Source organism: Sorangium sp. So ce887, from assembly GCF_051521455.1.
Classification (GTDB): domain Bacteria; phylum Myxococcota_A; class Polyangia; order Polyangiales; family Polyangiaceae; genus Sorangium.
Genome location: NZ_CP150354.1, coordinates 830133 through 852383, shown reverse-complemented (window position 1 = coordinate 852383; position 22251 = coordinate 830133). Strand labels below are relative to the sequence as shown.

Annotated in this window: 18 protein-coding genes and 1 tRNA gene; 8 read left to right on the top strand and 11 right to left on the bottom strand. The window is 72.4% G+C overall.

Features of this window, described 5'->3' with window-relative positions:
* Window positions 1-65: 65 nt before the first annotated feature.
* The 4 genes from WMF36_RS03245 to WMF36_RS03230 form a co-directional block, all read right to left on the bottom strand.
* Entirely contained in the window at window positions 66-1949 is a 1884-nt protein-coding gene (locus WMF36_RS03245) for a protein kinase domain-containing protein (protein ID WP_437578115.1), read from the bottom strand.
* An 85-nt stretch (window positions 1950-2034) separates the two neighbouring features.
* Window positions 2035-4035: a globin family protein gene (locus WMF36_RS03240; protein ID WP_437578113.1), complete on the bottom strand. Its 2001-nt coding sequence runs from the start codon at window positions 4033-4035 to the stop codon at window positions 2035-2037.
* An 834-nt stretch (window positions 4036-4869) separates the two neighbouring features.
* Window positions 4870-4946 (bottom strand) — tRNA-Met (locus tag WMF36_RS03235).
* A 483-nt stretch (window positions 4947-5429) separates the two neighbouring features.
* The gene (locus WMF36_RS03230) at window positions 5430-7679 is read right to left on the bottom strand and encodes an ATP-binding domain-containing protein (RefSeq protein ID WP_437578112.1); all 2250 of its coding nucleotides are present in this window, start codon (window positions 7677-7679) and stop codon (window positions 5430-5432) included.
* Between the two features lie 371 nt (window positions 7680-8050).
* Between WMF36_RS03230 and WMF36_RS03225 the strand changes: the two genes are divergently transcribed.
* Both WMF36_RS03225 and WMF36_RS03220 read left to right on the top strand, forming a co-directional pair.
* On the top strand, window positions 8051-8554 hold the full coding sequence (locus WMF36_RS03225; RefSeq protein WP_437578111.1) for a hypothetical protein: 504 nt from the start codon (window positions 8051-8053) through the stop codon (window positions 8552-8554).
* Between the two features lie 280 nt (window positions 8555-8834).
* Window positions 8835-9932 carry a GHMP family kinase ATP-binding protein gene (locus WMF36_RS03220; RefSeq protein WP_437578110.1) on the top strand — a complete coding sequence of 366 codons (1098 nt, stop codon included), beginning with the start codon at window positions 8835-8837 and terminating at the stop codon, window positions 9930-9932.
* 25 nt (window positions 9933-9957) lie between these two features.
* Here the strand turns inward: WMF36_RS03220 and WMF36_RS03215 are convergent, their stop codons facing one another.
* Window positions 9958-11100 carry a D-alanine--D-alanine ligase family protein gene (locus WMF36_RS03215; RefSeq protein WP_437578109.1) on the bottom strand — a complete coding sequence of 381 codons (1143 nt, stop codon included), beginning with the start codon at window positions 11098-11100 and terminating at the stop codon, window positions 9958-9960.
* Window positions 11101-11175: 75 nt separating this feature from the next.
* Window positions 11176-11508 (bottom strand): hypothetical protein, encoded by a 333-nt coding sequence (locus tag WMF36_RS03210; protein ID WP_437578108.1) that lies wholly within the window; start codon window positions 11506-11508, stop codon window positions 11176-11178.
* A 276-nt stretch (window positions 11509-11784) separates the two neighbouring features.
* On the opposite strand from WMF36_RS03210, the gene WMF36_RS03205 reads away from it, so the two are divergent.
* On the top strand, window positions 11785-12048 hold the full coding sequence (locus tag WMF36_RS03205) for a hypothetical protein (protein WP_437578107.1): 264 nt from the start codon (window positions 11785-11787) through the stop codon (window positions 12046-12048).
* Between the two features lie 52 nt (window positions 12049-12100).
* Here the strand turns inward: WMF36_RS03205 and WMF36_RS03200 are convergent, their stop codons facing one another.
* Complete coding sequence (locus WMF36_RS03200; protein ID WP_437578106.1) at window positions 12101-13141, bottom strand: MBL fold metallo-hydrolase; 1041 nt, start codon at window positions 13139-13141, stop codon at window positions 12101-12103.
* Window positions 13142-13489: 348 nt separating this feature from the next.
* Window positions 13490-14425: a hypothetical protein gene (locus WMF36_RS03195; RefSeq protein ID WP_437578105.1), complete on the bottom strand. Its 936-nt coding sequence runs from the start codon at window positions 14423-14425 to the stop codon at window positions 13490-13492.
* 260 nt (window positions 14426-14685) lie between these two features.
* Between WMF36_RS03195 and WMF36_RS03190 the strand changes: the two genes are divergently transcribed.
* From WMF36_RS03190 to WMF36_RS03170, 5 genes are all read left to right on the top strand, one after another.
* Entirely contained in the window at window positions 14686-15231 is a 546-nt protein-coding gene (locus WMF36_RS03190) for an RNA polymerase sigma factor (protein ID WP_437578103.1), read from the top strand.
* Window positions 15228-16013: a tetratricopeptide repeat protein gene (locus tag WMF36_RS03185; RefSeq protein WP_437578101.1), complete on the top strand. Its 786-nt coding sequence runs from the start codon at window positions 15228-15230 to the stop codon at window positions 16011-16013. The genes WMF36_RS03190 and WMF36_RS03185 overlap by 4 nt, the downstream gene beginning before the upstream one ends.
* Window positions 16010-16717 carry a hypothetical protein gene (locus tag WMF36_RS03180; RefSeq protein ID WP_437578100.1) on the top strand — a complete coding sequence of 236 codons (708 nt, stop codon included), beginning with the start codon at window positions 16010-16012 and terminating at the stop codon, window positions 16715-16717. The genes WMF36_RS03185 and WMF36_RS03180 overlap by 4 nt, the downstream gene beginning before the upstream one ends.
* Window positions 16718-16891: 174 nt before the next feature.
* Complete coding sequence (locus tag WMF36_RS03175) at window positions 16892-18616, top strand: DUF1592 domain-containing protein (RefSeq protein WP_437578099.1); 1725 nt, start codon at window positions 16892-16894, stop codon at window positions 18614-18616.
* Window positions 18613-20004 (top strand): DUF1552 domain-containing protein, encoded by a 1392-nt coding sequence (locus WMF36_RS03170; RefSeq protein WP_437578098.1) that lies wholly within the window; start codon window positions 18613-18615, stop codon window positions 20002-20004. The genes WMF36_RS03175 and WMF36_RS03170 overlap by 4 nt, the downstream gene beginning before the upstream one ends.
* 79 nt (window positions 20005-20083) lie before the next feature.
* Here WMF36_RS03170 and WMF36_RS03165 read toward each other — a convergent pair whose 3' ends face one another.
* The 3 genes from WMF36_RS03165 to WMF36_RS03155 form a co-directional block, all read right to left on the bottom strand.
* Entirely contained in the window at window positions 20084-20464 is a 381-nt protein-coding gene (locus WMF36_RS03165) for a hypothetical protein (protein ID WP_437578096.1), read from the bottom strand.
* A gap of 305 nt (window positions 20465-20769) precedes the next feature.
* Window positions 20770-21399: a LysE family translocator gene (locus WMF36_RS03160; RefSeq protein WP_437578095.1), complete on the bottom strand. Its 630-nt coding sequence runs from the start codon at window positions 21397-21399 to the stop codon at window positions 20770-20772.
* 174 nt (window positions 21400-21573) lie between these two features.
* Complete coding sequence (locus WMF36_RS03155) at window positions 21574-21987, bottom strand: hypothetical protein (RefSeq protein ID WP_437578093.1); 414 nt, start codon at window positions 21985-21987, stop codon at window positions 21574-21576.
* Window positions 21988-22251: the final 264 nt, after the last annotated feature.

Sequence of the window (22251 nt, the reverse complement as noted above, 5' to 3'; positions counted from 1 at the left end):
TCGGAGGACGAGAATGAGCCCGCGGCCAGACCACCGGCAGAGGCGATGGCAGCGGGGCCCGCGGCTCAGCCGCGGAGCAGGGCCATGGCCGCCTCGGCGGTGAGGTAGCTCTTGCTCTTCATGCCGAGGCGGATGGACGACAGGCTCACCTCGAGCTCGCCCTGGATCGCCGCGAGCGTCAGCGCGTTATGGCAGTAGATGTTGATGAGCTTCGGGCTGCCGCCGCTCCTCGCGTGCAGCAGCTGCTGTGACGCGAGGTTCAGGTTGAGCCCCCGCCCGCTCCCTCCGACCGACCGCATCCTGAAATCGATGTACTCGATCATCTCCTGCTGCGTCATGCCAGGGAGCAGGAGCGATTGCGCGCCGGAGTAGAGCTCGCGCGGCACGCCGTTCGACGCGAGGGTCGGGGGCAGATCGGGGGCGCCCACCAGGATCATCGACAGCCTGCCCGGGGGGGCGCAGCGGAGGATGTCGTGGAGCTCCATCAGGAGGTCGTGATCCTCCGGATCGACGCCGTCGACGACCAGGACCGCGATCGCGTCCGACCCGGTGCGGAGGAGCGCCTGCCCGAGGAACGCGTCGACGAGGAGCTGCTGGCTCAGGGTGGGTGAGACGGACGACGCCCCCACCTGCCTGCACAGCGATACGAGAGGCCGCGTCCCGAAGAGCAGCTGCGGCTCGATCGAGAAGACCTGGATGCGAGGGACCTTGTTCTTGATCATCTCGCACACGAACGTCCGGCCGCTCCCCGGCTCGCCCACGAGGATCGCCGGGCGCTGCCCGGCGACGATCTGCGACGCCAGGGTCCTCAAGATCCAGGCATACGGGCCCGCATCCCAGAAGAAGCTCGGCTGCCGGATGTCGCTGAACGGGTACCCGGTCAGCCCGAAATGGTCACGGTAGCTGTACTGGCCGGTGAAATGCCCGCTCGTGCTCGAGCTGTTCACCAGGATCGTGCCCGCCGGCGTCGCGAGCGTGCCCCTCGTCGGCAGCGGGAGCTGGCTTATCCGCGTATCGGCGAGCTCCACCCCCGAGCCCAGCGCGGCGCCCTTCGGCTCCGGCAGCTCCCGCGGCCGCACGCTGCTGCGCCGGAGCATCAGCATGTCCTCGAGGAACGCCACGATGTGCCCGGCGGACGGCCGCTCCTGGGCCCGCTTCGACATGCAGCGGCGCAGGAGCTCCGCGAGGAGCGGATCGATGTCGGGCATCGACAGCTTCGGATCCGGGACGGGCGCGTGGCAGTGCGCCTGGAAGCAGCCGGCGAGGTCCCGCGCCGAGTACGGCGTCCGGCCGACGAGCAGGTGGTAGAAGGTGCAGCCGAGGCTGTAGATGTCGGACGGGGGCGCGATCTCCTGCCCGGTCCACTGCTCCGGGCTCATGTAGAACGGCGTGCCCTCCAGCGTGCGGGAGGTGCCGGTGGTGCCGAGCGGGCCGCTCTCCGGGTGGGACGCCAGGCCGAAGTCGGCGATCTTGAGCGTCCCCGACGCGGTGAGCAGGAGGTTCGCGGGCTTGATGTCGCGGTGGGAGATGCCGTACGACGCCGCGAGCTCGAGCGCCGCCGCGGCCTCGCGCATCTTCTCGATCCCGAACTGCTCCGGCAGGCGGCCGCCGTGCTGCTTCGCCGCCTGCGCCATGGTCAGGCCGTGGACGTACTCCATGGCGATGTAGCGGACGTCCTCGTCCTCGCCGACCTGGAAGATCTGCACCACGTTCGGGTGGAGGAGGCGCGCCGCCGCGCGCGCCTCGCGCAGGAAGCGGTCGCGCCGGTCGGGGTCCGTGTCCGCGCTCCCCTTCGCGATGAGCTTCACCGCCACGTCGCGCTGGAGGACGCTGTCCCTGGCCAGGTACACGGCGCCCATCGCGCCGATGCCGAGCAGCTGGATCAACTGGAAGGGTCCCAGCCATTGTCCTACCAGGTGGGTCAGCGTCATCGCAGGATCCGCGATCATTGGAAGCGTATTCCCATATTGACATCAAACCCCTGCGCTCGCCCAGCGCATGCGTCGGCCCGAGGTCACAACCCGCGCGCGCCGCTCACAGCCGCCCCGCGTCGCTCCGCACCCGGCCCCGGCCCAGGAGGTGGCCCATGGTGAACGCCGAGAGGACGAGGACCGTGACGATGATCGGCACGGCGTAGGTCGCGAGGGACGCGATGTTGGGCGACGCCCTGTCCGCCGCGGCGCCCGCCGCCGCCGCAGCCTTGTCGGGCCCGCCCACCGTGAGCAGGATGGCCGTGGCCATCGAGGCGGAGATCGAGAGCAGGGCGATCGCGAGCCCGGCGACGAGGCCGCTCGGCCCGGTCGGCTCCAGCACGACCGGCGCCGCGGGGGCCACCTGCGCCGCGGCGGGGACCGTCACGAGCGGGCCGTCCAGCTTGACTTGGACGTTGAGGACCATGTCCTGCCCCGACCACGGGAGGACGAGCCCTTGCGGGCTCGCCGGGCTCGCCGGGCTCGCCGGGCTCGCCTTCGCGCCGGCGGCGGGCGTCGGGGCCCGCCGCTCCTCGCGGTCGAGGCCGCTGGCCGCCAGAGCCTCGTGGGCCGGGTTCGTCTGGTAGTGCAGCGTGTCGGCGTCCTCGTCGAGGGGGCCCGGGCGCCTCTTCCGCGGCATCACCTCCGTGACGCTCTGCGCGGCCGGCTCCCGCGGCTCCGACAGGGGCGGTCGCTGCGGGCGCTCGCGCGGCGCCGGCGCCGGCGCCGCGTCGGCCTTGCCCGGGACCCCGCCGCCGGCGTGCTCGGCGGCCGCCTTCTTCATCACGTCGGCGATGAGGCCATAGACCTCTTTCCACGCCGCCTCGGCATCGCTCGTCAAGCCGTCGCCCAGCCCCTCGCGCAGCGTCCAGAGCAGCGCCTCGCCCACCAGGTCGTAGTGGCGATCGACGACCATGTAGCCGTGGTGCCGGGCGCCGAGCGATTTGAGCACGGGCACGAGCTTGGGCAGGTTGTTCAGCCCATCGACGGCCACCGCGAGCGTCTGCATGAGCTTCTTCTTCTGCTCGGTGATGTCGTTCTTGAAGAACGGCCGCACCGACGGATCGAGCTCGAAGAGACGGTCGTAGAAGAGCGCCGCCGCGGCGTCCGAGATGGGCATCACCTTCGCCCACGAGCGCTGCACGAGCTCGATGGTGCGCGGGCTGATCGACGCGACAGCGCTCGCGCCCACCGCCGCGGTCCCGGCGGCCGGCGGCTCGCCCTGCTGCCAGGGGGGGACGACCCCGACGAGGGTCCGCGCGGCCATCTTGGCCGACGAGGGCGGCGGCACCGAGTTCGGCCGCTGCGCCGGGTCCGCGGCCCCCGGGCGCCCGGCGGGGCCCGGCGCCGGCGGCGGGGCGTTCAGCCGGGAGCCATCCCTCGCGCCCGGCGCCGGCGTCGGCGGGAGCACCTGCGTGGTGCCCACCGCCACGTGCGTGGCGGCGGCCTTCTTCATCACGTCCGAGACGACGCCGTAGACCTCTTTCCACGCCGACTCGACGTCGCTCGAGAAGGCGTCGCCGAGCCCCTCGCGCAGCGTCCAGAGCAGCGCCTCGCCCACCAGGTCGTAATGGCGCTCGGCCACCATATAGCCCTGGTGCCGGACGCCGAGCCCCTGGAGCACGGGCACGAGCTTCGGCAGGTTGTTCAGCCCATCGACGGCCACCGCGAGCGTCTGCATGAGCTTCTTCTTCTGCTCGGCCATATCGTTCTTGAAGAGCGGCCGCACCGACGGATCCAGCGTGAACAGCCGCTCATAGAACAGCGCCGCCGCGGCGTCCGAGATGGGCATCACCTTCGCCCAGGACCACTGCACGAGCTCGATGGTGCGCTGGCTCAGGAGCTCGGCCGGAGGCGCTGTGCGCGCGGCCTTGCTCAGGAAATCGGGCGCGCCGTAGGCTCCCGGCCCGCGCTGGGTGGCGGGTCCGGCCGATGCCGCGGCGGGCAGCGCGCGCGCCGCGGGAGCAGGCACGCTGATGCTGCGTTGCGGCTTGGCGGCATCCCCCGGCGTCGCCGAGCCGCGCGTGTTGGTCGGGGGTGCGAAGGGATCGTTCGGTTTGGCCATCGTGGGTTGTCCGCTGGAGGTTACCGGGATTGCATCGGTGAGTTGCGCGCCGCGGCGCGCGCGTTCAGAGTACAGAGCCGCCGCAACCGCCATCCTACATCACGGAGCCGGCGCCTGCCTACGGCGCGGCAAGAGGGCCCGCCCAGGCACGGCGAGACGGCTGCGCCGCCGGCACGGGCGCCCCGCGGGAGGGCGCTCACCGCGGGGAGCAGGCCGGGGGCGCGGCGCTGTGGAGAGCAGGCCGGGGGCGCGGCGCTGTGGAGAGCAGGCCGGGGGCGCGGCGCTGTGGAGAGCAGGCCGGGGGCGCGGCGCTGTGGAGAGCGGGCCCGGCGCTCGCGAGCCACGTCCGATGAAGCGGGCAGGCCACCTCTCCGGGCTCTCGTGCGCTTCGCGCCGCTCTGCCGGGGCTCGCAGCAGGCCGCGAGGCCGCCTTCGGCGCGGCATTGCGCGAGGACAACGGCAGAAGCGAGGGAGTTCGCGCCACGGACGCTCGGCGCTCCGTGGGAGAAGCGACCTGTCACCGTCCATGGCCGCGCCGTGTCGGACGCGCCCCGGTGCTGGCTGGTGGAGCGGCGGGGAGCCAGGGCGCGAGTTGCGGCCGGGTAACCCGGGACGCCTTGCACGAGGGTCACACCGGACGAGCAGGCGACGCGCAGGACGAGAGGGCTCACCGGAAAGGCGGCTCGTCGGGGTCCCTCAGATCACCGCTCCGCCGGCGTTCCTTGTGCTGCGATGTCGACCCAGAAAACGAAAAACGCGAGGTGGCCTGTTATGGCCAATCCTCGCGTCCTCTTGCTGCTTTGATGCTTTGCTACTTTGATGCTTCTTGGGTCGTGGTTGCGCGGGCGGGATTTGAACCCACGACCTTCGGGTTATGAGCCCGACGAGCTACCAGGCTGCTCCACCGCGCGAGGTGGAATCTACTCACAGACCCGCCCTGGTCAAGGATTCTCTCTCGGCACCATGTCGATTGTGTCCACCACGCGTACCGAGCGAGGCAACCGCGGCTGAGCCCATCCGATCAGACGAGCGAGCCGAGGCGGCATGGGTTCCGCGCCGCCGACCGCCGGCGCCCTCCCATACGGTCCACGCCAGCGTTCGCGCGCGCGAACGCGCCTGCGGAGGGCGAGCGCGGGCCTGTGCGAGAGGCAGCGGCCGCGCTGCGCCGACCGCACCGCTCCCGCGCGCGGCACTCGCTCCGGAGCCGCCGCCGCCCGGAGCCGCCGCAGCGCCGCAGCGCCGCAGGTGGTGGCCTAATTTGCCCCGGAGTGATTCACATGAAGGCGGGAAGGCAGGAAGATCATTGATCCTGTCTTCCCGCCTCCCCGCCTTCATGTCCAAATCCGGCCACCACCGCGCCGCAGCCCCCGTGGCGGTGGTCCCCTACCCGTCCCTCAGCCCAGCCAGTCCGGCACGAGCGGCGACGGCGCCGCCGTCGAGATCACCCAGAGCTGGTGCGCCGCGCGCGTCGCCCCGATATGGAGCAGGTGCCGCGACTCGGCGTCCGCCGAGTAGGTCGACGCGTTCACGTCGACCAGCACCACGTAGTCGTACTCCAGGCCCTTCACCTGCCGGATCTCCGTCACCTCGACGCCGGGGCGGAACGCGAACTCGTAGGCGCGCACGCGCCGGAGGTTCGGGACCTCCGCCATCTTGAGGGCGTCGTAGTAGACGTCCGCCTGCTCGGGGTGGCGCGCCAGGATCGCCAGCGTGGCGCGGGGCTCGCGGGCGAACAGCGGGCGGATCGCGTCCGCCAGGAACGCGACGGCGGCGCCGGCGCTCGGGAAATGGTGGTGCTCGACCGGCGCGCCGCTGCGCGGCGCGAGGGGCGGCGTCGGATCCGCCAGCGGGCCGAGCACCGCGCGGGCGAACGCGAGCACCTCGCGCGTCGAGCGGTACGCGATGCGCAGCGGCTCGACGTCGACCCGCGACAGGCCCAGGTCGTCGAGCGTCGCGCGCCAGTCGCGGAAGCCGGAGTCCATGAAGAGCCGCTGCGCCGTGTCGCCCGCCAGGGTCACGCTGCGCGGCTCGGCCACCACGCCGAGCAGCACCGCGAGGTCGATCGGCGCCAGATCCTGCGCCTCGTCCACGAAGAGGTGCTCGTAGACGAGCACGTTCTTCCCCTTGCGGAGCTCGCCCCGGAGGAGCTGGTACGCCCGCAGGAGGAGCGCGTCGTCCTCCGGATCGAGCACCGCGCGGTCGTCGCTCGAGACCTCGGCCCTGTCCGCGCCGCGATCGTCGTCGTCGTCGTCCGCGGGCTCGTCGGCCATCGCCGCCTTGCGCTCGGCGCGATCGCCGGGGTCGAGGTCGAGCACCGCAGGGCAGCGGTCCGCGCACCAGCGCCACGCGCGCTTCACCTGCTCGGGGCCGAACTCGGGGTCGTTCGCCGCCGCGAACGCGGCCGTCACCCGGTCGAGATCGGTGAGCACGTCGGCCCAGAACGCGAGGGTCCCGCGCGAGTCGCGCCGCGCCCGCGCGTCGTCCTTGAGCTCCGAAGCGCGCTGCTCGAGGAGGTGGAGCATCGCCGGGTGGGTCTTGTAGCGGGTCACCACCGAGGGCGTGTTCTCCTCGACCGGCGCCTCGAGCCACGGGAACGCGCGCTTCCTGGCCGCGCGCGCCCACTCGGCGAAGGTCTCCACCGCGATGCCGCCCAGGCCGAGCGCGGGGAGCGCCTCGCCGATGTACGCGCGGAGCGCGGGGCTGCCGACGATGACGAGCATCTTGTCGGCGGTGAAGCGGCGGCCGCCGTTGTAGGCGAGGAAGGCGAGCCGGTGGACGCCGATCGTCGTCTTGCCGCTACCGGCGCCGCCCTGGATGACCACGATGCCGGCGTCCGGCTTCGAGATGAGCTCGAACTGCCGCGGGTCGAGGAGCGCGGCGATCTCCGGCAGGTGCCGGTCCTCGCGCGCGTGGAACGTCGCCCCGGTCCCGAGCCCGCCGCGCGCGCCGCCCGTCGCCGCGCGCGCGATGTCGCGCATGTCCTCCGGGCGCACCGCGCTGCCCTGGCCGCCGGCGAGCTCGGCCGCCCGCGTCGCGATCTCGCGGAAGCCCGAGGGCGCTCGCACGAACGTCCCCTGCGGCGCCGAGATGCGGCAGAGCTCGCCGCCGTCGATGGTCACCGTGCGCCGCACGAGCACAGTGCCCTCGACCTCGCGCTCGCCGAAGGTCTCCTCGTAGTCCGCGCCCTCCTCGTAACGGTAGTAGATCTGGCTGACCGGGGCGTGGCGCCAGTCGACGATCCGCACGCCCGCGCTCGCGTCGACGAGCGTCGTGCGCCCGATGAGCACGTCGCGCTCGGGACGGCCCTTCTCCCGCAGGCGCAGGTGGCCGAAGTACGGCGCCTTCGGATCGACGGGCTCGACCACGTTCTCGCTCCGCCGCGCGGCGATCCCTTGCAGGCGCTCCATCTGCTGCACAAGCGCCGGGATGTCCTCCAGCCGCGCCGCCGCGATCTGATCGCGGAGCGAGAGGAGCTGCTCCTCGTGGTTCTCGATGGGCGGCGGCCGCGACGGCTTGGTCGCGACCGAGGCGAGGTGCGTGGTCACGCGGGCGAGCAGGGCCTCTTCCTCGCTCACGATCGCCTCGCCCTGCGCGCTCAGCCCGGCGCCGGGCGCGCCGTCGGCGGGCTGGGTGGGCGAGGTCATGACGGTGTCCGAGGTCGGCTCGGTGGACTGCTCTTCGGTGTGCGTGGGGCTCGTAGAACGATTCGCGGTCACGGGAATGCCGATGCGATGAGGATCAGGTGACAGGCTGAGCAGCAGCGTCAGTACGCCGGACATCTGTTGCTGCCCGTTGGCGCAGGAGGGTCGGACCTATTGACCGATCCGGCTCAGCTCCGCAACTGCCGCGTGGGGCCCCCCACCTCGACCGCGCGCTGGCGGCACGTCGGCGCGAGCCGGCGCGCGCCGTCCCAGCGCCATCGCGCCGTAACGCGCCCTGCGTCCGCCGGTGGATCCGCCGCGGGCGGTGGCGTTCGGGATTGAGGTCGCAGGGGCGAACACCGTACAAGGCAGCGATGCAAAACTGCGCGACCCGGTCCGACCGGCTCCTCGAGCTGATCCTCTACTCGCTGCGCGATCGCGGGGCGCTCTGCGCGCTCGTGCTCGCCGCCTACCGGGCCGAGCTGACGTGCCTGCTCGACCGCGTCTCCGCCGGCTCGCTCGGGGACGACGACGCTCGCGAGGTCGCGCCGTACGTCCACAGGGGTCGCGCAGGCGGAGCCCCGGCGCGCGCGCGCGCCGGCGTGCGCCGCGCCGAGCCGCGGATCAGCGAGGAGGACGCGTTCCTCGTCTACGATCTCGCCGGGTGCATCGCCGAGGCGGCCGCCGCGGCCCGCCTCCCGGTCGTCCGCCGCGACGCGCTCACCCTGCGCGAGAAGGCGGCCGAGGTGCACGCCGGGGGCGAGCGCGCTGAGCGGGACATGTTTGCGGCCGGGCTCAGGGTCATCGACCGGATCCTCGACGCGGCGCGCGCGCAGCCCGCGCCCCGGGACGAGCCGGCGAGCAAGGACCTGAACTGAGCGCCGCCGGCGGGCGACGCGGCGCACCGCACGCCGGGCCGCTCCCGTGATCTCCGTCCACGACCCAACCACAACGAAGACGGCGCGGCGCGCATGCATCACCGGAGGACGGCGCTGGAAGCCGCGGCTCGAGCCCTCCGCGGGCGCGGGCGTGCGTGCACGCCGGGCGCTCCATCGCTGGCTCGCTCCCTGCACAGGGTGCCGCCGCGGGGCGCCCCGCCTCGGTCCCCTGGGGCCCTCTCGCCTCGAGGTGGATCGCGCCTGCACTGAGAAGGACAGCATGAGCACCCCTTGCGCCGGCTCCCTCTCCGCGCCGCGAACGCTGCGAAGCCCGCTATGGCGCGCGGCCGCGAGCGCGCCGATGCGCGTCTCCTTCGCCGGAGGAGGCAGCGACCTGCCGGACGTCGCCCGGCAGGACGGCGGGCGCGTCGTGGGCGCGGCGATCGATCTGCGCGTGCGCGTGGCCGTGGAGCCGTTCGATCGGGGCTGGGTGCGGATCGAGCTCGCCGCGCGCGGCCAGGGGCAGCGGCCGGCGGAGGGCGCCGGCACGGAGGGCGCGGGGGCCGGCGCGGCGCTCGTCCTCACGCGGCGCCGCGGGGATCCTCCGCGCGGCGACCTCGCGTTCCGTTTGATCGAGGCGACGCTCTCCGCGACGGGCGTGGGCGACGGGGTCGCCCTCCGGGTCGAGAGCGAGATGTCGCCCGGCGCTGGCCTGGGCGGCAGCGCGTCGGTGGCGGTGGCGGCGCTGTTCGCGCTGCGCGCCTCGGTCGGGGAGGCCGCCGCGGCGGAGGAGCTGGCGCGCGAGGCGGTCGCGATCGAGCGCGAGCGCCTGGGCAACGCGTGCGGCGCGCAGGATCAGGTGTTCGCGGCGTTCGGCGGGCTGCTCGATCTCGCCTTCGACCCGCGCGGCTGCTCCGGGGTGCGCCCGCTCGCGATCGGCTGCCCGGAGCTCGTGCCCGCGCTCTCGGCCGGGCTGCTGCTCGTCGACACGGCGGTGCGCCGCGTGTCCGGCGACGTGCTGGCTCGGATGGACGCCGGCGCGGCGAGCGAGGCGAAGGGCGAGCTCGTCGCCGCGGCCGGCGAGGTCGCTCGCGGCTTCGAGCTCGGGTCGCTCGCGCTGGTGCTCTCGGGGATGCGCCGCGGCGCCGCGGCGAAGGCGCGGCTGTCGGAGGCGGCGAGCGCGATCGCGCTCTCCCTGCAGCGGCGGCTCGACGGGCTCGGGGTCGAGGTGCTGCGGATGTGCGGGGCCGGCGGCGGAGGGCACATCCTCGTGTGGGCGCCGCCCGAGCGCCACGCGCGCCTCCTGGACGCGCTCGGGCCGTGCCTCGTGCGGCGGCCTGCGATCGGGGCGGCCGGCGTGCGGCTCGATCCGGCGTGAGAGGGAGCGGAGCGGGGGCGCGGCGCTAGGCGCTCGTGCGGAGGCGGGCCTTGCGCGCGCCGCGCTCGAGCGCGAGCGCGATGAGCCGTCCGACCAGCTCGCGCGGCGGGATGCCGCTCGCCTCCCAGAGCTTCGGGTACATGGAGATCGCCGTGAAGCCGGGGATCGTGTTGATCTCGTTCACGTACAGCTCGCGATCGGGCGAGAGGAACAGGTCGACGCGCGCCATCCCCGACGCCTCCAGCGCGCGGAACGCGCGGAGCGCGAGCAGCTGCACGGCGTTCGCCTCGGCCGGGGAAAGGTCGGCCGGGATCCTGATCGTGGCGCCCTCCGCGTCGATGTACTTCGCGGCGTAGGAGTAGAATCCATCGGCGTGCCCGACCACGATCTCGCCGGGCACCGAGGCGATGGGATCGTCGTCGCCGAGCACGGAGCACTCGATCTCGCGCACGCCCTCGATGCCCTGCTCGCAGACGATCTTCAGGTCGAACTCGAAGGCGTGCTCGACCGCCGCCTCGATCTCGGCGCGCGCCGTCACGCGCCGGACCCCGACGGACGATCCGAGGTTCGCGGGCTTGACGAAGATCGGCCCGAAGCGGCCGCTCCCGGCGGCGGACAGGCCGGCGATCTGCTCGAGACACGCGCCGCGATCGCGCTCCCACGCGGCGCGGCGGAGCGTGACGTGAGGGACGATCGGGAGCTCCGCTTCGCGGAGCAGGCGCTTCATCACGTCCTTGTCCATGCCCACGGCGGAGCCGAGGACACCGGAGCCGACGTACGGGACGCCGGCCAGCTCGAGCAGGCCCTGGACACACCCGTCCTCGCCTGTCGGCCCGTGCAGGACGGGGAAGACCACGTCGATCGGGGAGCGCGCGCCGCCCGGCACGGTCAGCGTGGCCTCGCCGGCAGGGCCCGGGTAGGCGTCGAGCGCGATCTCGGGCATCGCGTCGTTCAGCCGGGCGAGGCGGGGGTCGCGCGCGCCGCTGAGGAGCAGCGCCTCGTCCTGGAGCAGCCACCGGCCGGATTTGTCGATGCCGATGAGCACCGGCTCGAAGCGATCGCGGTCGAGCGCCTCGACGACGAAGCGGGCAGACAGGAGGGAGATCTCGTGCTCGGCCGATCGACCGCCGAACAGGACGGCGACGCGCACCTTGGCGGGGTTCCGCATGGCGGCACCCTAGCCGCGATCGCGCGTAGGGGCGAAGAAGGCGCGGCCGGGCAGGCGCGGCGGGGAGAGGGCGCGCTACTCGGAGAGGACGCGGAACGACGCGCGGACCGTCGCCATCGCCACGCGCGCGATGTGGCCGTCCGCGAGCTCCACGTCGAGGGCGGTGAGCCGGCCCTGACGCTCGATCAGCCGGGCCACGCTCACCCTGGAGCCCCGGGCGACCTCGGCCCGGGCGACCTTGACGTCCGCGAGGGCCTCCAGCTGGACGCCGACGGCGATGCCGCTCGCCCCCTTCGCCGGCGCCTCCTCGGCCGCGCCCGCCGCTCCGCCGGGGACGACCACGGCGAGCGCCGCGACGACCGCGACGATGAGGCTGCCAGCCGTGCTCCTTCGACTGCGGATGAGCATCGCGCTGATTCTACGCGGAAGGTGGGCGATGTCACCTGCGATGTCGCCGGATCCGACGCTCCGTCCAGGAAGCCCTCCGCGACGACATCGAGCGCGCCTGTCGGCGCAGAACACAGCGGCGCATCCCCCACCTGGAGCGCGGCACCGGAGCATGCCCCGGCGCGGGGAGCTCCGCGCGCCGCGGCCGCGCGGGCGTGCTCCTCGGCGCGACATCGAGCCCGGCAAAAAGGGTCCCAATGCGCGGTCCTCGCTCGTGTCCGATGAAGGCGAGGAGGCATGATGAAGTCACGATCGCTCTTTTCGGTCAAAGCCGCGCTGCTGGTTCTCTGCGTCTCGATCCCCGAGGCCGCCGCACAGGACAGGACCCCGACCAGGCAAGAGAACTACAGCTACACGTTCACGGACGACCTCCTCGATGCCTCGAACGGCGCCGCGTCCGGCGCCGTGCTCCAGGTCCGGCAGCTCGGGCGCCGCGACAGGCTGCTCCGGCCGAGACTCCACTTCATCCCGGAGATGCTCAAGTCGGTCGAATCGATGTGACGGGGCTCCCCTCGAGGAGCCAATCGAGGTCCGTCGACGATCCCCTCCACCGTCACCGAGGGCCGGCGACGGCTCGCCACCACGGGGCCGGAGCGTCGATGTGCTCGGGCTCGAAGGCGGCGCCGATCCGCGGGGTCACGATGCGCGCGCGGCGCTCGGTCGCCAGGGAGAGCAGCGTCTCGGCCGGCTCGTCCCAGTCGTGGAGGGCGAGGTTGAAGGTGCCCCAGTGAACAGGCAGGAGCGTGCCGCCGCCGAGCATCTCGAACGCGGTCAGCGCGTTCTCGGGGCCGAGGTGGATCGTCCCCCACGCGGGGTGATACGCGCCGACCTCGAGCATCACCAGGTCGAAGGGGCCGTGGCTCCGGCCGATGTCCGTGAACTCGGGGGTAAGCCCGGTGTCGCCGGAGAAGAAGACCTTGCGCCGCTCTGCCTCGATGACCCATGAAGCCCACAGCGTCGTGTTGCCGCTGGTCGGACCGCGACCCGAGAAGTGCTGGGAGGGCGTCGCGGTGAAGCGAACGCCGCCGACCTCCGCGCCCTCATGCCAGTCGAGCTCGGTGATCCGTGCGGGGTCCACGCCGAGCGCCTCGAGGTGCGCCCCCACGCCGAGGGCCGCGACGATGGGGACGCGCGTGCGGGCCAGCGCCTCGATGGTGGGAGCACAGAGGTGATCGAAGTGGTCGTGCGAGAGCAGGACCGCGTCGAGCGGCGGCAGCTCGTCGAGCGCGGCCGGAACGGGGTGGAAGCGCATCGGCCCCAAAAAAGAGACGGGCGAGGCGCGGTCGCCGAACACCGGATCGGTGAGGACTCGCCGGCCGTCGAGCTCGAGGAGCACGGTGCTGTGGCCGAGCCACGTGACCCGCAGGCCGGTGGCGCTCCGCCGAGCCCAGGTCTCGTGGGGCCGCGCGAGCGGCAGCGGCCCGGGCGGCTCCCGCCGGCCGCGACGAAAGAAGAACTCGCCGAGCACGGGCAACGTCGAGCCGTTCATGCCGGGGCCGGCGCCCGACGGGTTCTGGAACTTGCCGTCCCTGAACTGGGCTGAAGCGCGCGCCCTTTCAAGCCGGAGCCCCTTGCGACGCCGGGAATCATTCATGACAAGACGACCTCCTGCCTGGAGCGGCGCTACATGAGCCAGAGCACCACGTGGCCTGGCTCGTTCGCCCGACGAGCTTTACGATTGTGGTACACTTTGTCAAGTGCGGCCTGGACAATACCAACCGCACTCCGTCGTCAGGAGCAGACGGGAATCCACCGCTGGAACGAGCGTTGCCACAAGCGCGCCCGCTGCTTCAGGCCGCATCGGGTACATGCCGCGCAGAGCGGCGGTCACCCGCACAGGAGACGGGCCCAGATCGGCGTTTTCGGCGCGGAAGCGCACTCCAGTGCGCTGAGCACCGAAAACGTCGAGGTGGGCCCGTATCCGAAGCGGGTGACCGCCGCTCTAGAGCATCCAGACCCCGACGGCGCGGAGCGACACGAGCGCGCCGACCGGCAGCGAGCGGTACGCGACGCCCACGCCATCCACCGAGAAATCGTTGCGCCGGAGCGGCACCAGCGCGGCGGCGCCGATGTCGAATCCGAGCGGACCTGCCAGGCTCGCCAGCGACAGCTCGAGCGGCACCGCCAGCCACGCCGTCTCCGCGACGTCGTTCCGCGTGTAGCCGCTCGCCACCACCTTCAGCCGGCCGGCATGAAGGCCGGAGCACACCTCGAAGCGCAGCACCTCCGTGCCGGCAGCGGCGAAGCAGGCGCGCACGGCGCCGCCGAGCAGCGTTTCGCGGAGCTCGCCCGGTCCGTGCTTCAGCGTCTGAGGCACGAGCCATAGCGCGCCAAGCGTCGTTCGGAATCGCGCGCCGCCGATGCCGAGCTCCGCGGAGAGCGCGGGCGCCACGGGGCGCACCACGCCGAACAGGCCGGCGGCGCCGGCGGCCAGCGTGAGCCGCGTGACGCCGCGCTCCGAGCTCGGCGCCTCGCCCTCCTGCGCGCCGCCGTCGCCTCCCGCGGGCCCGGGCGGCGCGAGCGGCGCCCTGGCCGGAGCTCCGGGCGAAGGCGCCGGCGCTGCGGGGGCAGGCGAAGTCTCGTCGCGCGCGCCGGCGTCGGGCTCCGGCGGGGACGATGCCCGCGCGTCGGAGTCGAGCAGCAGGGCGAGCGTCACCGCCGTCGCCTGCTCGAGCGCGGCGCAGCTGGGACCGCGATCGCCCAGCACACGCGCGCCGCCTCCGCTGCGGATGGCCGCACCGAAGCCGTCGGCGCCGCGGGTGAAGTCGACGTGGTAGGCGCCGCTCGCACCCGTTTCGGGTCGACCGCGCAGCTGCTCGACGCGCTCGATGAGGCGCGCCGCGTCCGGACAGCTCTCGGCGCCGTCGCCGCGCGTCACGCTCAGATACGGCTCGCTTTGCGCGCTGGCAGCCCCCGAGGTGGCCAGAACCGCGCAGCAACCGGCGAGAAGAGCGCGACTGCTCCGCATGGGGACGGCGCGAGCGTAGCCGCAGCCCGGTGCACGCGCATTTTTTTGTGATCGCTCCGGGCCGGCGTCCCCACTAGGGGGCCGAGTGGTATCGTTTCTGCACAATTCCGCGCCCGCGCTTGCGGCTTTCGTTCATCTCGCTCGCTAGCAGGTCCCCCGGACGCACGGGCATGAGCACACCGGACCCGAAGTTTCGAGCCCTCTATGACGCGCATTTCAACTTCGTCTGGTGCTCGCTCAGGCGTCTTGGCGTGCGCGAGGCGGACGTGCTCGACCTGGCGCAGAAGGTGTTCTTGACCGCGCACTTGAAGCTCGCCGAGTTCGAAGGTCGGTCGCTCATCACGACCTGGCTCTTCGGCATCTGCCATCGGGTGGCGAGCGACTACCGGCGCTCCGCGCGGTTCCGGCGCGAGGTCACGACCGACGCCGCGGAGATGGACCTTTATGGCGCCGCGCCCGAGGATCTTGCGCTGAGCGCGGAGTCGCGACAGCGCGCGCAGGCGGCGGAAGTCCTCTTGAACAAGCTGCCGGAGCCGCAGCGCCTCGTGTTCGTCCTGTTCGAGCTCGAGGAGATGTCCGGTCAGGACATCGCGGACCTGCTGGGCATTTCCGTGGGTACCGTGCGCTCACGCCTTCGCCTGGCGCGCGAGACCTTCTCGCGCGAGGTCAAGCGTCTCGCCCTGGCGCAAGGCACGGACCGAAAGGAGGCCGTGTGACGGGGGATCCGGAACGACTGCTGAGCGCAAGGAGCGGAGCGGACCCGCTCGAGCGCGAGCTCCTGGGGAGCGTGCGCCACGTGGGTCCGCCCGAGGGCGCCAAGGAGCGCGCGTGGCGCGGTATCGCAAGCCAGCTGGCGGCGGGGGCGGCCGTCGGCGTCACGGCCGGCTCCGGCGCGGCCGCCGCCACGAGAGCGGGAGTCGGTTCGCTGGGGTCGCCGGCGCTCGCGGCCAAGGCAGCGGCGGTGCTCGTGAGCGGCGGCCTGGTGCTCGGCGGCGCCTACTGGGCGCTCTCCTCTCCGGCCGAGGCGCCCGCGTCGCACCGCGCGGCGGGCGAGGAGCCGGCGCCGGCGGTGGTGCCGCAGGCCCCGGTGATGTCGGCGCCGGAGCCCAGGGCGCTTCCCGAGCCGTCGGTGGAGGGTCCGACCGCGGGGGAGCCGGGCCGGCGGCCGAGCGGACCGAAGCCGGCCGACAGCGGGCCGAAGCCGGCCGACAGCGGGCCGAAGCCGACCGACCTGCTGCGCGCCGAGAGCGCGTTGCTCATGGAGGCGCGCGCCGAGCTGCGCTCCGGAGATGCGGCGGCGGCTGCGGCGACCCTCGAGCGCCTGCGCGCGCAGTTCCCGAAGGGCGTGCTCCGGCAGGAGCGCGAGGTGCTGGCCATCGACGTGCTGGCCGCGCGCGGCAACGCGCAGGAGGCGAAGCGGCGCGCTCAGGCCTTCATCAAGCAGTATCCCGGGAGCCCCCACAGCGCGAAGCTGAAGCGGTTCCTGGATCCGCCGTGAAGCGCTGGCCGGCCGCGTGCATCGCGGCGCTCGGCGGCCTCGCGGCCTCCGGTTGTGATGCGGAGATCACCTCGGTCGGCGCCTTCACGCCGGTCGTGTCCGGCGCGTCGTACGTCGAGGCGGAGCTCGGAGAGCTGACCGAAGGCTTCACCGTGGGCGAGGACAGCCGCGCTTCCGGAAGCCGCTTCATCGTACCCCCCGGCGGGATGAGCTCGGGCGAGGCGCCGGGGCTCGCGCGCGCTCGCTACCGCTTCGAGGCGCCGAGCGGCGCAGAGTACGTGATCTGGGGGCGGATTCACGCTCCGAACGCCATCAACAACCGCCTCTGGTTCCAGGTGGACGGCGGCCCCTGGACCCTCTGGCGCATCAGCGCCGGCGAGATCTGGTTCTGGGACGATCTCCACGACGACACGCGCTACGGCGAGCCGCTCCGCTTCTCCCTCGCGGCGGGAGCTCACGAGCTCGTCATCGCGAATGCCGTCGACGGCGTGGGGCTCGATCGGCTGTATTTCACGCCGGATGGCGACGAGCCTCCGGGCAACGACACGCCCTGCGATCCGCCGCACTCGATCGAGATCGGCGGTGAATGCCTCCCGAGCTGCGGCGCCTTGAAGGGAACCGAATGCGGCCCCGTCGCGTGCGCCGGGCGCGAAGCGCTCGATGCCTACGATTGCTCGGTGTGCTGTCACATCGAAGGCCCATGAGCCGAGCCGCTCCCGCTACCGAGTCGGAGCTCGTCGCCCGGAGACACACCCTTTCGTACCCAATCAAAGCTTCTCCGCGGTTCGTCGGCGATAAAATGTGATCGCGCCAGTGCTCGCCCGCCACCTACCCGGAGATGCCGGTAGCCCCGAGCGGAGCCATGAATGAAACCATCCTTGATTGAACAATCCACCGCTCACGGAAGCGCGGGTCTGCTCGCCCTGGCGTTCACGCTGTCGGCGTGTATCGGCAACCTGGGCGGCGGCGGCGGCGACGGCTCGTCGCCCGGGGACGACACGGGCGGCAGCTCGAGCAGCGGTGGCACGGGGTCGATGGGCCCCGGCGAGGCGCTGGCGTGCGACGCGAACGTCGTCGATCCGGGGCCCTCGCCGATGCGCCTGCTCTCGCGGGAGCAGTACCTGAACACCGTGCGCGACCTCGCCGGGGACGTGCCCGGCCTGGAGGCGGCGCTCGGTTCCGCGAACGAGGCGTCGGCGTTCGGTCTCTTGCAGCCGGACGTGACGCAGGTCGAGCTCGAGCATTTCCAGGCTGCGGCGGACGCCATCGCCGCGGCGATCGTCGGCGATCCGACGGCGCTCGGCGAGGTGGCGCCCTGCGAGGGCGGCGCCGAGCCGCGCGAGTGCGCGCGCCAGCTTGTCGTGACCTTCGGCGCCCGCGCCTACCGCGCGCCGATCACGGACGCTGCGGACATCGAGCGACACCTGCAGCTCTTCAGCGCCGGCGCCGAGACGAGCTACGAGCACGGGATCGAGCTCCTGCTCCGCGGCATGCTGCAATCGCCGCGCTTCCTGTACCGCGTCGAGATCGGCACCTCGGAGAAGGTGGGCGATCGGGCCGTGAAGCTCTCTCCGTACGAGGTGGCCGCTCGCCTCTCCTACACGCTGTGGGGCACCCTGCCGGACGCCCGGCTGAACGAGGCGATCGCGGACGGCAGCCTGACCAGCAAGGAGGGCGTCGCGGCGCAGCTCGGCTGGATGCTCGAGGATGAGCGCGGCAAGAAGCTTGTCAATCGCTTCCTCGGCAGCTGGACCCACCTGAACGCCGTGACCGGCGTGGTGAAGGACGAGAACGCCTTCCCTGAGTGGCAATCGCGGTCGTTCCGCGAGTCGCTGCGCGGGCAGGCCGACGCCTTCTTCGAGCACGTGCTCCGGAACGAGGGCGGCAAGCTGAGCGCGCTCTTCACCTCCACGACGGTCTTCTACAACAAGGACCTGGGCGGGTACTACGGCGTCACCGGCGACGACTCCTTCCAGGCGCTCGAGCGCACGGACGGCACCGCGTCGGGCCTCCTGACGCTCCCGGCGCTGCTCGCCGTGCAGGCGAAGCCCGCCGAGAGCTCGCCGATCTACCGGGGGAAGTTCGTGCGCGAGGCCCTGCTCTGCCAGCAGCTGCCGGCCCCGCCGGCGAATATCCCCAAGCCGCCCGAGGTCGACCCGAGCAGCTCGACCCGCGAGCGGCTCTCGCAGCACGAGGTGGACCCGGGCTGCGTCGCCTGTCACCAGCTGATGGACCCGATCGGCTTCGGCTTCGAGAGCTACGACGCGCTCGGCCGCTACCGCGAGCTCGACGGCGGCAGGCCGGTCGACGCGAGCGGCAGGGTGATCGCCACCCGCGACATGAACGGTGAGTTCGTGGGCGTGGCGGAGCTCGGGGCCATGCTCTCGGGCAGCGCCGAGGTGGAAGAGTGCGTGGCGCGCCAGTGGTTCCGCTTCGCGATCGCCCGCTTCGAACAGGACATGGATGGTTGCTCGATGAAGAGCTTGCTCGAGACGTTCAGGGCCGCCGGTCAGGATCTGAACGCGCTGCCCCGCGCCGTCGTGGCGACGGACGCCTTCCTCTACCGTCGCGTCATCGACACGCACACGCAGGAGATGCCATGAAGCGAAGAGGCCCGATCGATCTCCGGACCCAGATCAGCCGCCGCAAGCTGCTCGGCGGGCTCGGCGCCCTGACCGTGGCGCTCACGAGCCCCATCTGGCGGAGCGCCACGGTGTTCGGACAGGACGCCAAGCAGCCGGGCGCCAGGCGCTTCATCGGCATCTTCTCGGCGAACGGCACGGTGCCGTCGTCGTTCTTCCAGCCGGGGGACGCGCACGAAGCGCCGCTCTCGCTCGGCCCGATCCTGGCGCCGCTCGAGGAGCACAAGCAGAGGATGCTTGTGCTCAAGGGCGTGCACATGAACTCGACGATAGAGGACGAGCTCGGCGTCCCGAGCGCGAACAAGCCAGGCGGCCCGCACATGAAGGGCCCCGGCGCGATGCTGACGGGCGGGTCGCTGCTCGCCGGCAGCTTCACCGGCGCGGGCGGCCCTGCCGGCTGGGCGGATCGCATCTCGGTCGATCAGGCCATCGCCCATCGCATCGGCGGCGACAGCCCGTTCCCGTCGCTCGAGTTCGGCGTGCGCATCGAGGGGCAGGAGCCGCTGCGCGTCATCTCGTACCGCGGCCCGAACCAGCCGAACATTGCTGTCGACGACCCGTTCCAGATGTACGCGCGCATCTTCGCCAACGCGGATCTCTCCGACACGGAGCTGCAGCGCCTGATCGCCGAGCGCCGGAGCGTGCTGGACTTCCTCAAGGACGATATCGGCCGGCTGCAGGCGCGCGTCGGCTCCGAGGACAGGAATCGGCTCGAGGCTCACCTCGGCGGCATCCGCAACATCGAGCAGCGGCTGCAGAGCTCGGCGGTCTCGTGCACGCCGCTCGCGATGCCGGAGAAGTTCGACACGCGCGCGATGGAGAACTATCCGAAGGTCGGCCGGCTGCAGACCGATCTGATGCTGCTCGCGCACATCTGCGGCATGACCCGCGTCTCCACGTTCATGTGGGCCAACGCCGATAGCTGGCAATACTACCCCTGGATCGGCGTGAACGAGGAGCACCACGAGCTCTCCCACGCCGGCGATGACGACGCGGTCGCCAGCGAGAAGCTCGTGAAGATCAACCGCTGGCACAGCGAGCAGGTGCAGTACGTGCTGGATCAGCTGGCGCTCGCCAGGGAAGTGGACGGCAGCTCGATGCTCGACAGCACCCTGCTGCTCTGGGGGAACGAGCTCGGCGCCGGCAACACGCACTCGTACAGGGACATCCCCTGGGTGCTCGCGGGCGGCGCGGGCGGGTACTTCAAGATGGGCCGCGCCATGAACTACGCCGACCTGCCGCACAACAACCTGCTCGTGTCGGTGTGCAACGCCATGGGCCTCGACGACGTGACCACCTTCGGCATCCCCGGGGTGTGCACCGGGCCGCTGCCGGGCCTCCTGGCCTGAGCCGGGGGGGCGGCGGCGGCGGGCCACGTGAGGAGCGCCCGAACGCGCAGCGCCCGCCCGAACGCGCAATGACGCGACGCTACGCGACAGACGTCGGCCCGATGACGGCGGCAGACGAGGGGGACAGAGGGCTGCTCTGCTGCTCGACGGTGATGAGAAGCTCGAAGCTCGCGTGCGGCACCGTCGTCTCGGCCAGCTTGCCATTTCGGCTGTTGCGATTGTAGTCGAGCACTCCGACCCGCTGCCACGGGGTCTCGGCGCTCGGACGCTGCCAGACGACGAACTGCTTGCTGCCGGCCGCGATCCGCTCGGGCGGCGCGAGGTGAACGACGTGCATCGTCAGTCGTGTGGTCGCGGCGTCGGAGTCGATGTCGGCCGTGATGTGCGCATCGGTGCCGGGCGCGAGCTGAGTGCCCTGAACGGTTCGCTCGCTCGGACCGCCACAGCCGGCGAGCGCCATGCTCGCGAGAAAGCCGAGCGCGAGCCCTGTCCGGCGGCCCGCCCATCGTCTCGTATCACCGTGTTTCATCTCGCCACCTCGATCGCCTTTCTGATTTCACGACGGACCCACTGCCCATCTCGGGATCGACCCGGGCTGGCCGGTGCCCCAGCCGCCCGGCCGCACCGTCGTAGATCGAGCAAGCCGCATGCCGAAGTCACGGCCTCACGCGCAACGCCCGGTGTGCTTCACGGGTGCTCGGCGCCGTCGGCTGCCCGTTCGGCGTGACGTGTCCGTCAGGTCGGCAGGTGCAGCGGCCGCGCTCCTCAGGGACGCTCCAGGACCATCCGCACGCCGAGCGCCACGAGGATCACGCCGGAGACCGCCTCGAGCGTCCGGCGCACGCGACCGCCGGCCATGGCCGCCTGGAGCCGGCCGAGGAGCAGGACGAGCGCCAGGTACCAGGCGGTGTCCACGGCGACCCACACCAGCGAGAGGAGGAGCAGCGCCGGCAGCGCCGGCGCACCGGTCGGCACGAACTGCGGCAGGAAGGACGCGGCGAACACGGCCGCCTTGGGGTTCGCCAGGATGGTGAGGAGGCCGATACGGAAGGCGCTCCACCCGCTGGCAGCGGGTTCCCGGGCTCCCGACCCCACGTCGCCGGTGCCGGCCCGACGCCGCCCCAGCAGGGACTGGACGCCGAGCACGACGAGGACGACCGCGCCGGCGATGCGGAGCGCATCGTAGGCGACCTCGGAGGCCTCGACGAGCGCCGTGGCCCCGAGCGCCGCGACGAGGGCCCAGAAGAGGAGGCCCACCTCGTTCGCGGCGATGGTCGCGAGCGCGGCGCGGCGCCCGCCGCGCAGGGCCTGCCGCACGATGACGGCGGTGCTCGGCCCCGGGATCATGGCCAGCACCAGCGCGGCGCCGCAGAAGGCAAGGAGGGTCGAGCTCATGAAGAGCCTGTGTACCCGCTCGACGCTCCGCCGGCCAGGCCTCGCCGCGCGGGCTCGGACCGGAGGGTCGAGCCCGCGAAGCCTGATCGGGTGGTGACGCCGCGTCGCTCCCGAGAAGCTCGTCCTTCCGGCCCCAGCAGCCGCAGGGTGAGCTCGAGCCGAGGGACGGCTTGCCTACCGCGCTCGCGTGGTGAACAGGGAGCTGATGGTGTCCAGGATGTCCTGGATCGACAGATCAGGAGGTGCCTTGTCCGGATTGTCGAGGGCTCTATCCACGTAGCGCCCGATATACTCGGTCGTGACGAACGCCGTGATCGCGTTCGTGACCGCGCCGGCCAGCGGGATCAGCCCCAGGGTCAGGTTGAGCATGAGCCGAATGGCGCCGCCGCCCCAGATGATCTGGTGGATCTGGGACCACGCCGCCTTCGAGAGGTGCGCGCCTCGCTCCTTCGCGAGCGACGCCGTGAGCAGGTACTGGATCGGAATGACGAACAGCTGGTCCGAACCCGGGATCGGCTGGACAATGAAGCTGATGCCCGCGGCGCCAGCCGAGAATACGTGCGTGGTGAGCCGTGCCCCGAGCTTCATGAAGGAAGCTTAATGCGCGCACGGCCGTCGGGAAGCGGCTCGCGCCGCTCGTCCGGGCGCGGGGCGCGGGGCGCGGGGCGCGGGGCGCGGGGCGCGGGGCGCGGGGGCGATGTCCCGCATCTCCTGCTTCGTGCGGAGCGCCGCTCGGTCCATGCTCCCCAACCGCGGAGGAGGCGAGGAACGCGCGGCGGGATCCCCATAGAGCGTCTCGCGGAACTTGCATGCTGACCGCCCCTCGGTCGCCCTGAACCGCCTCGCCGCTGC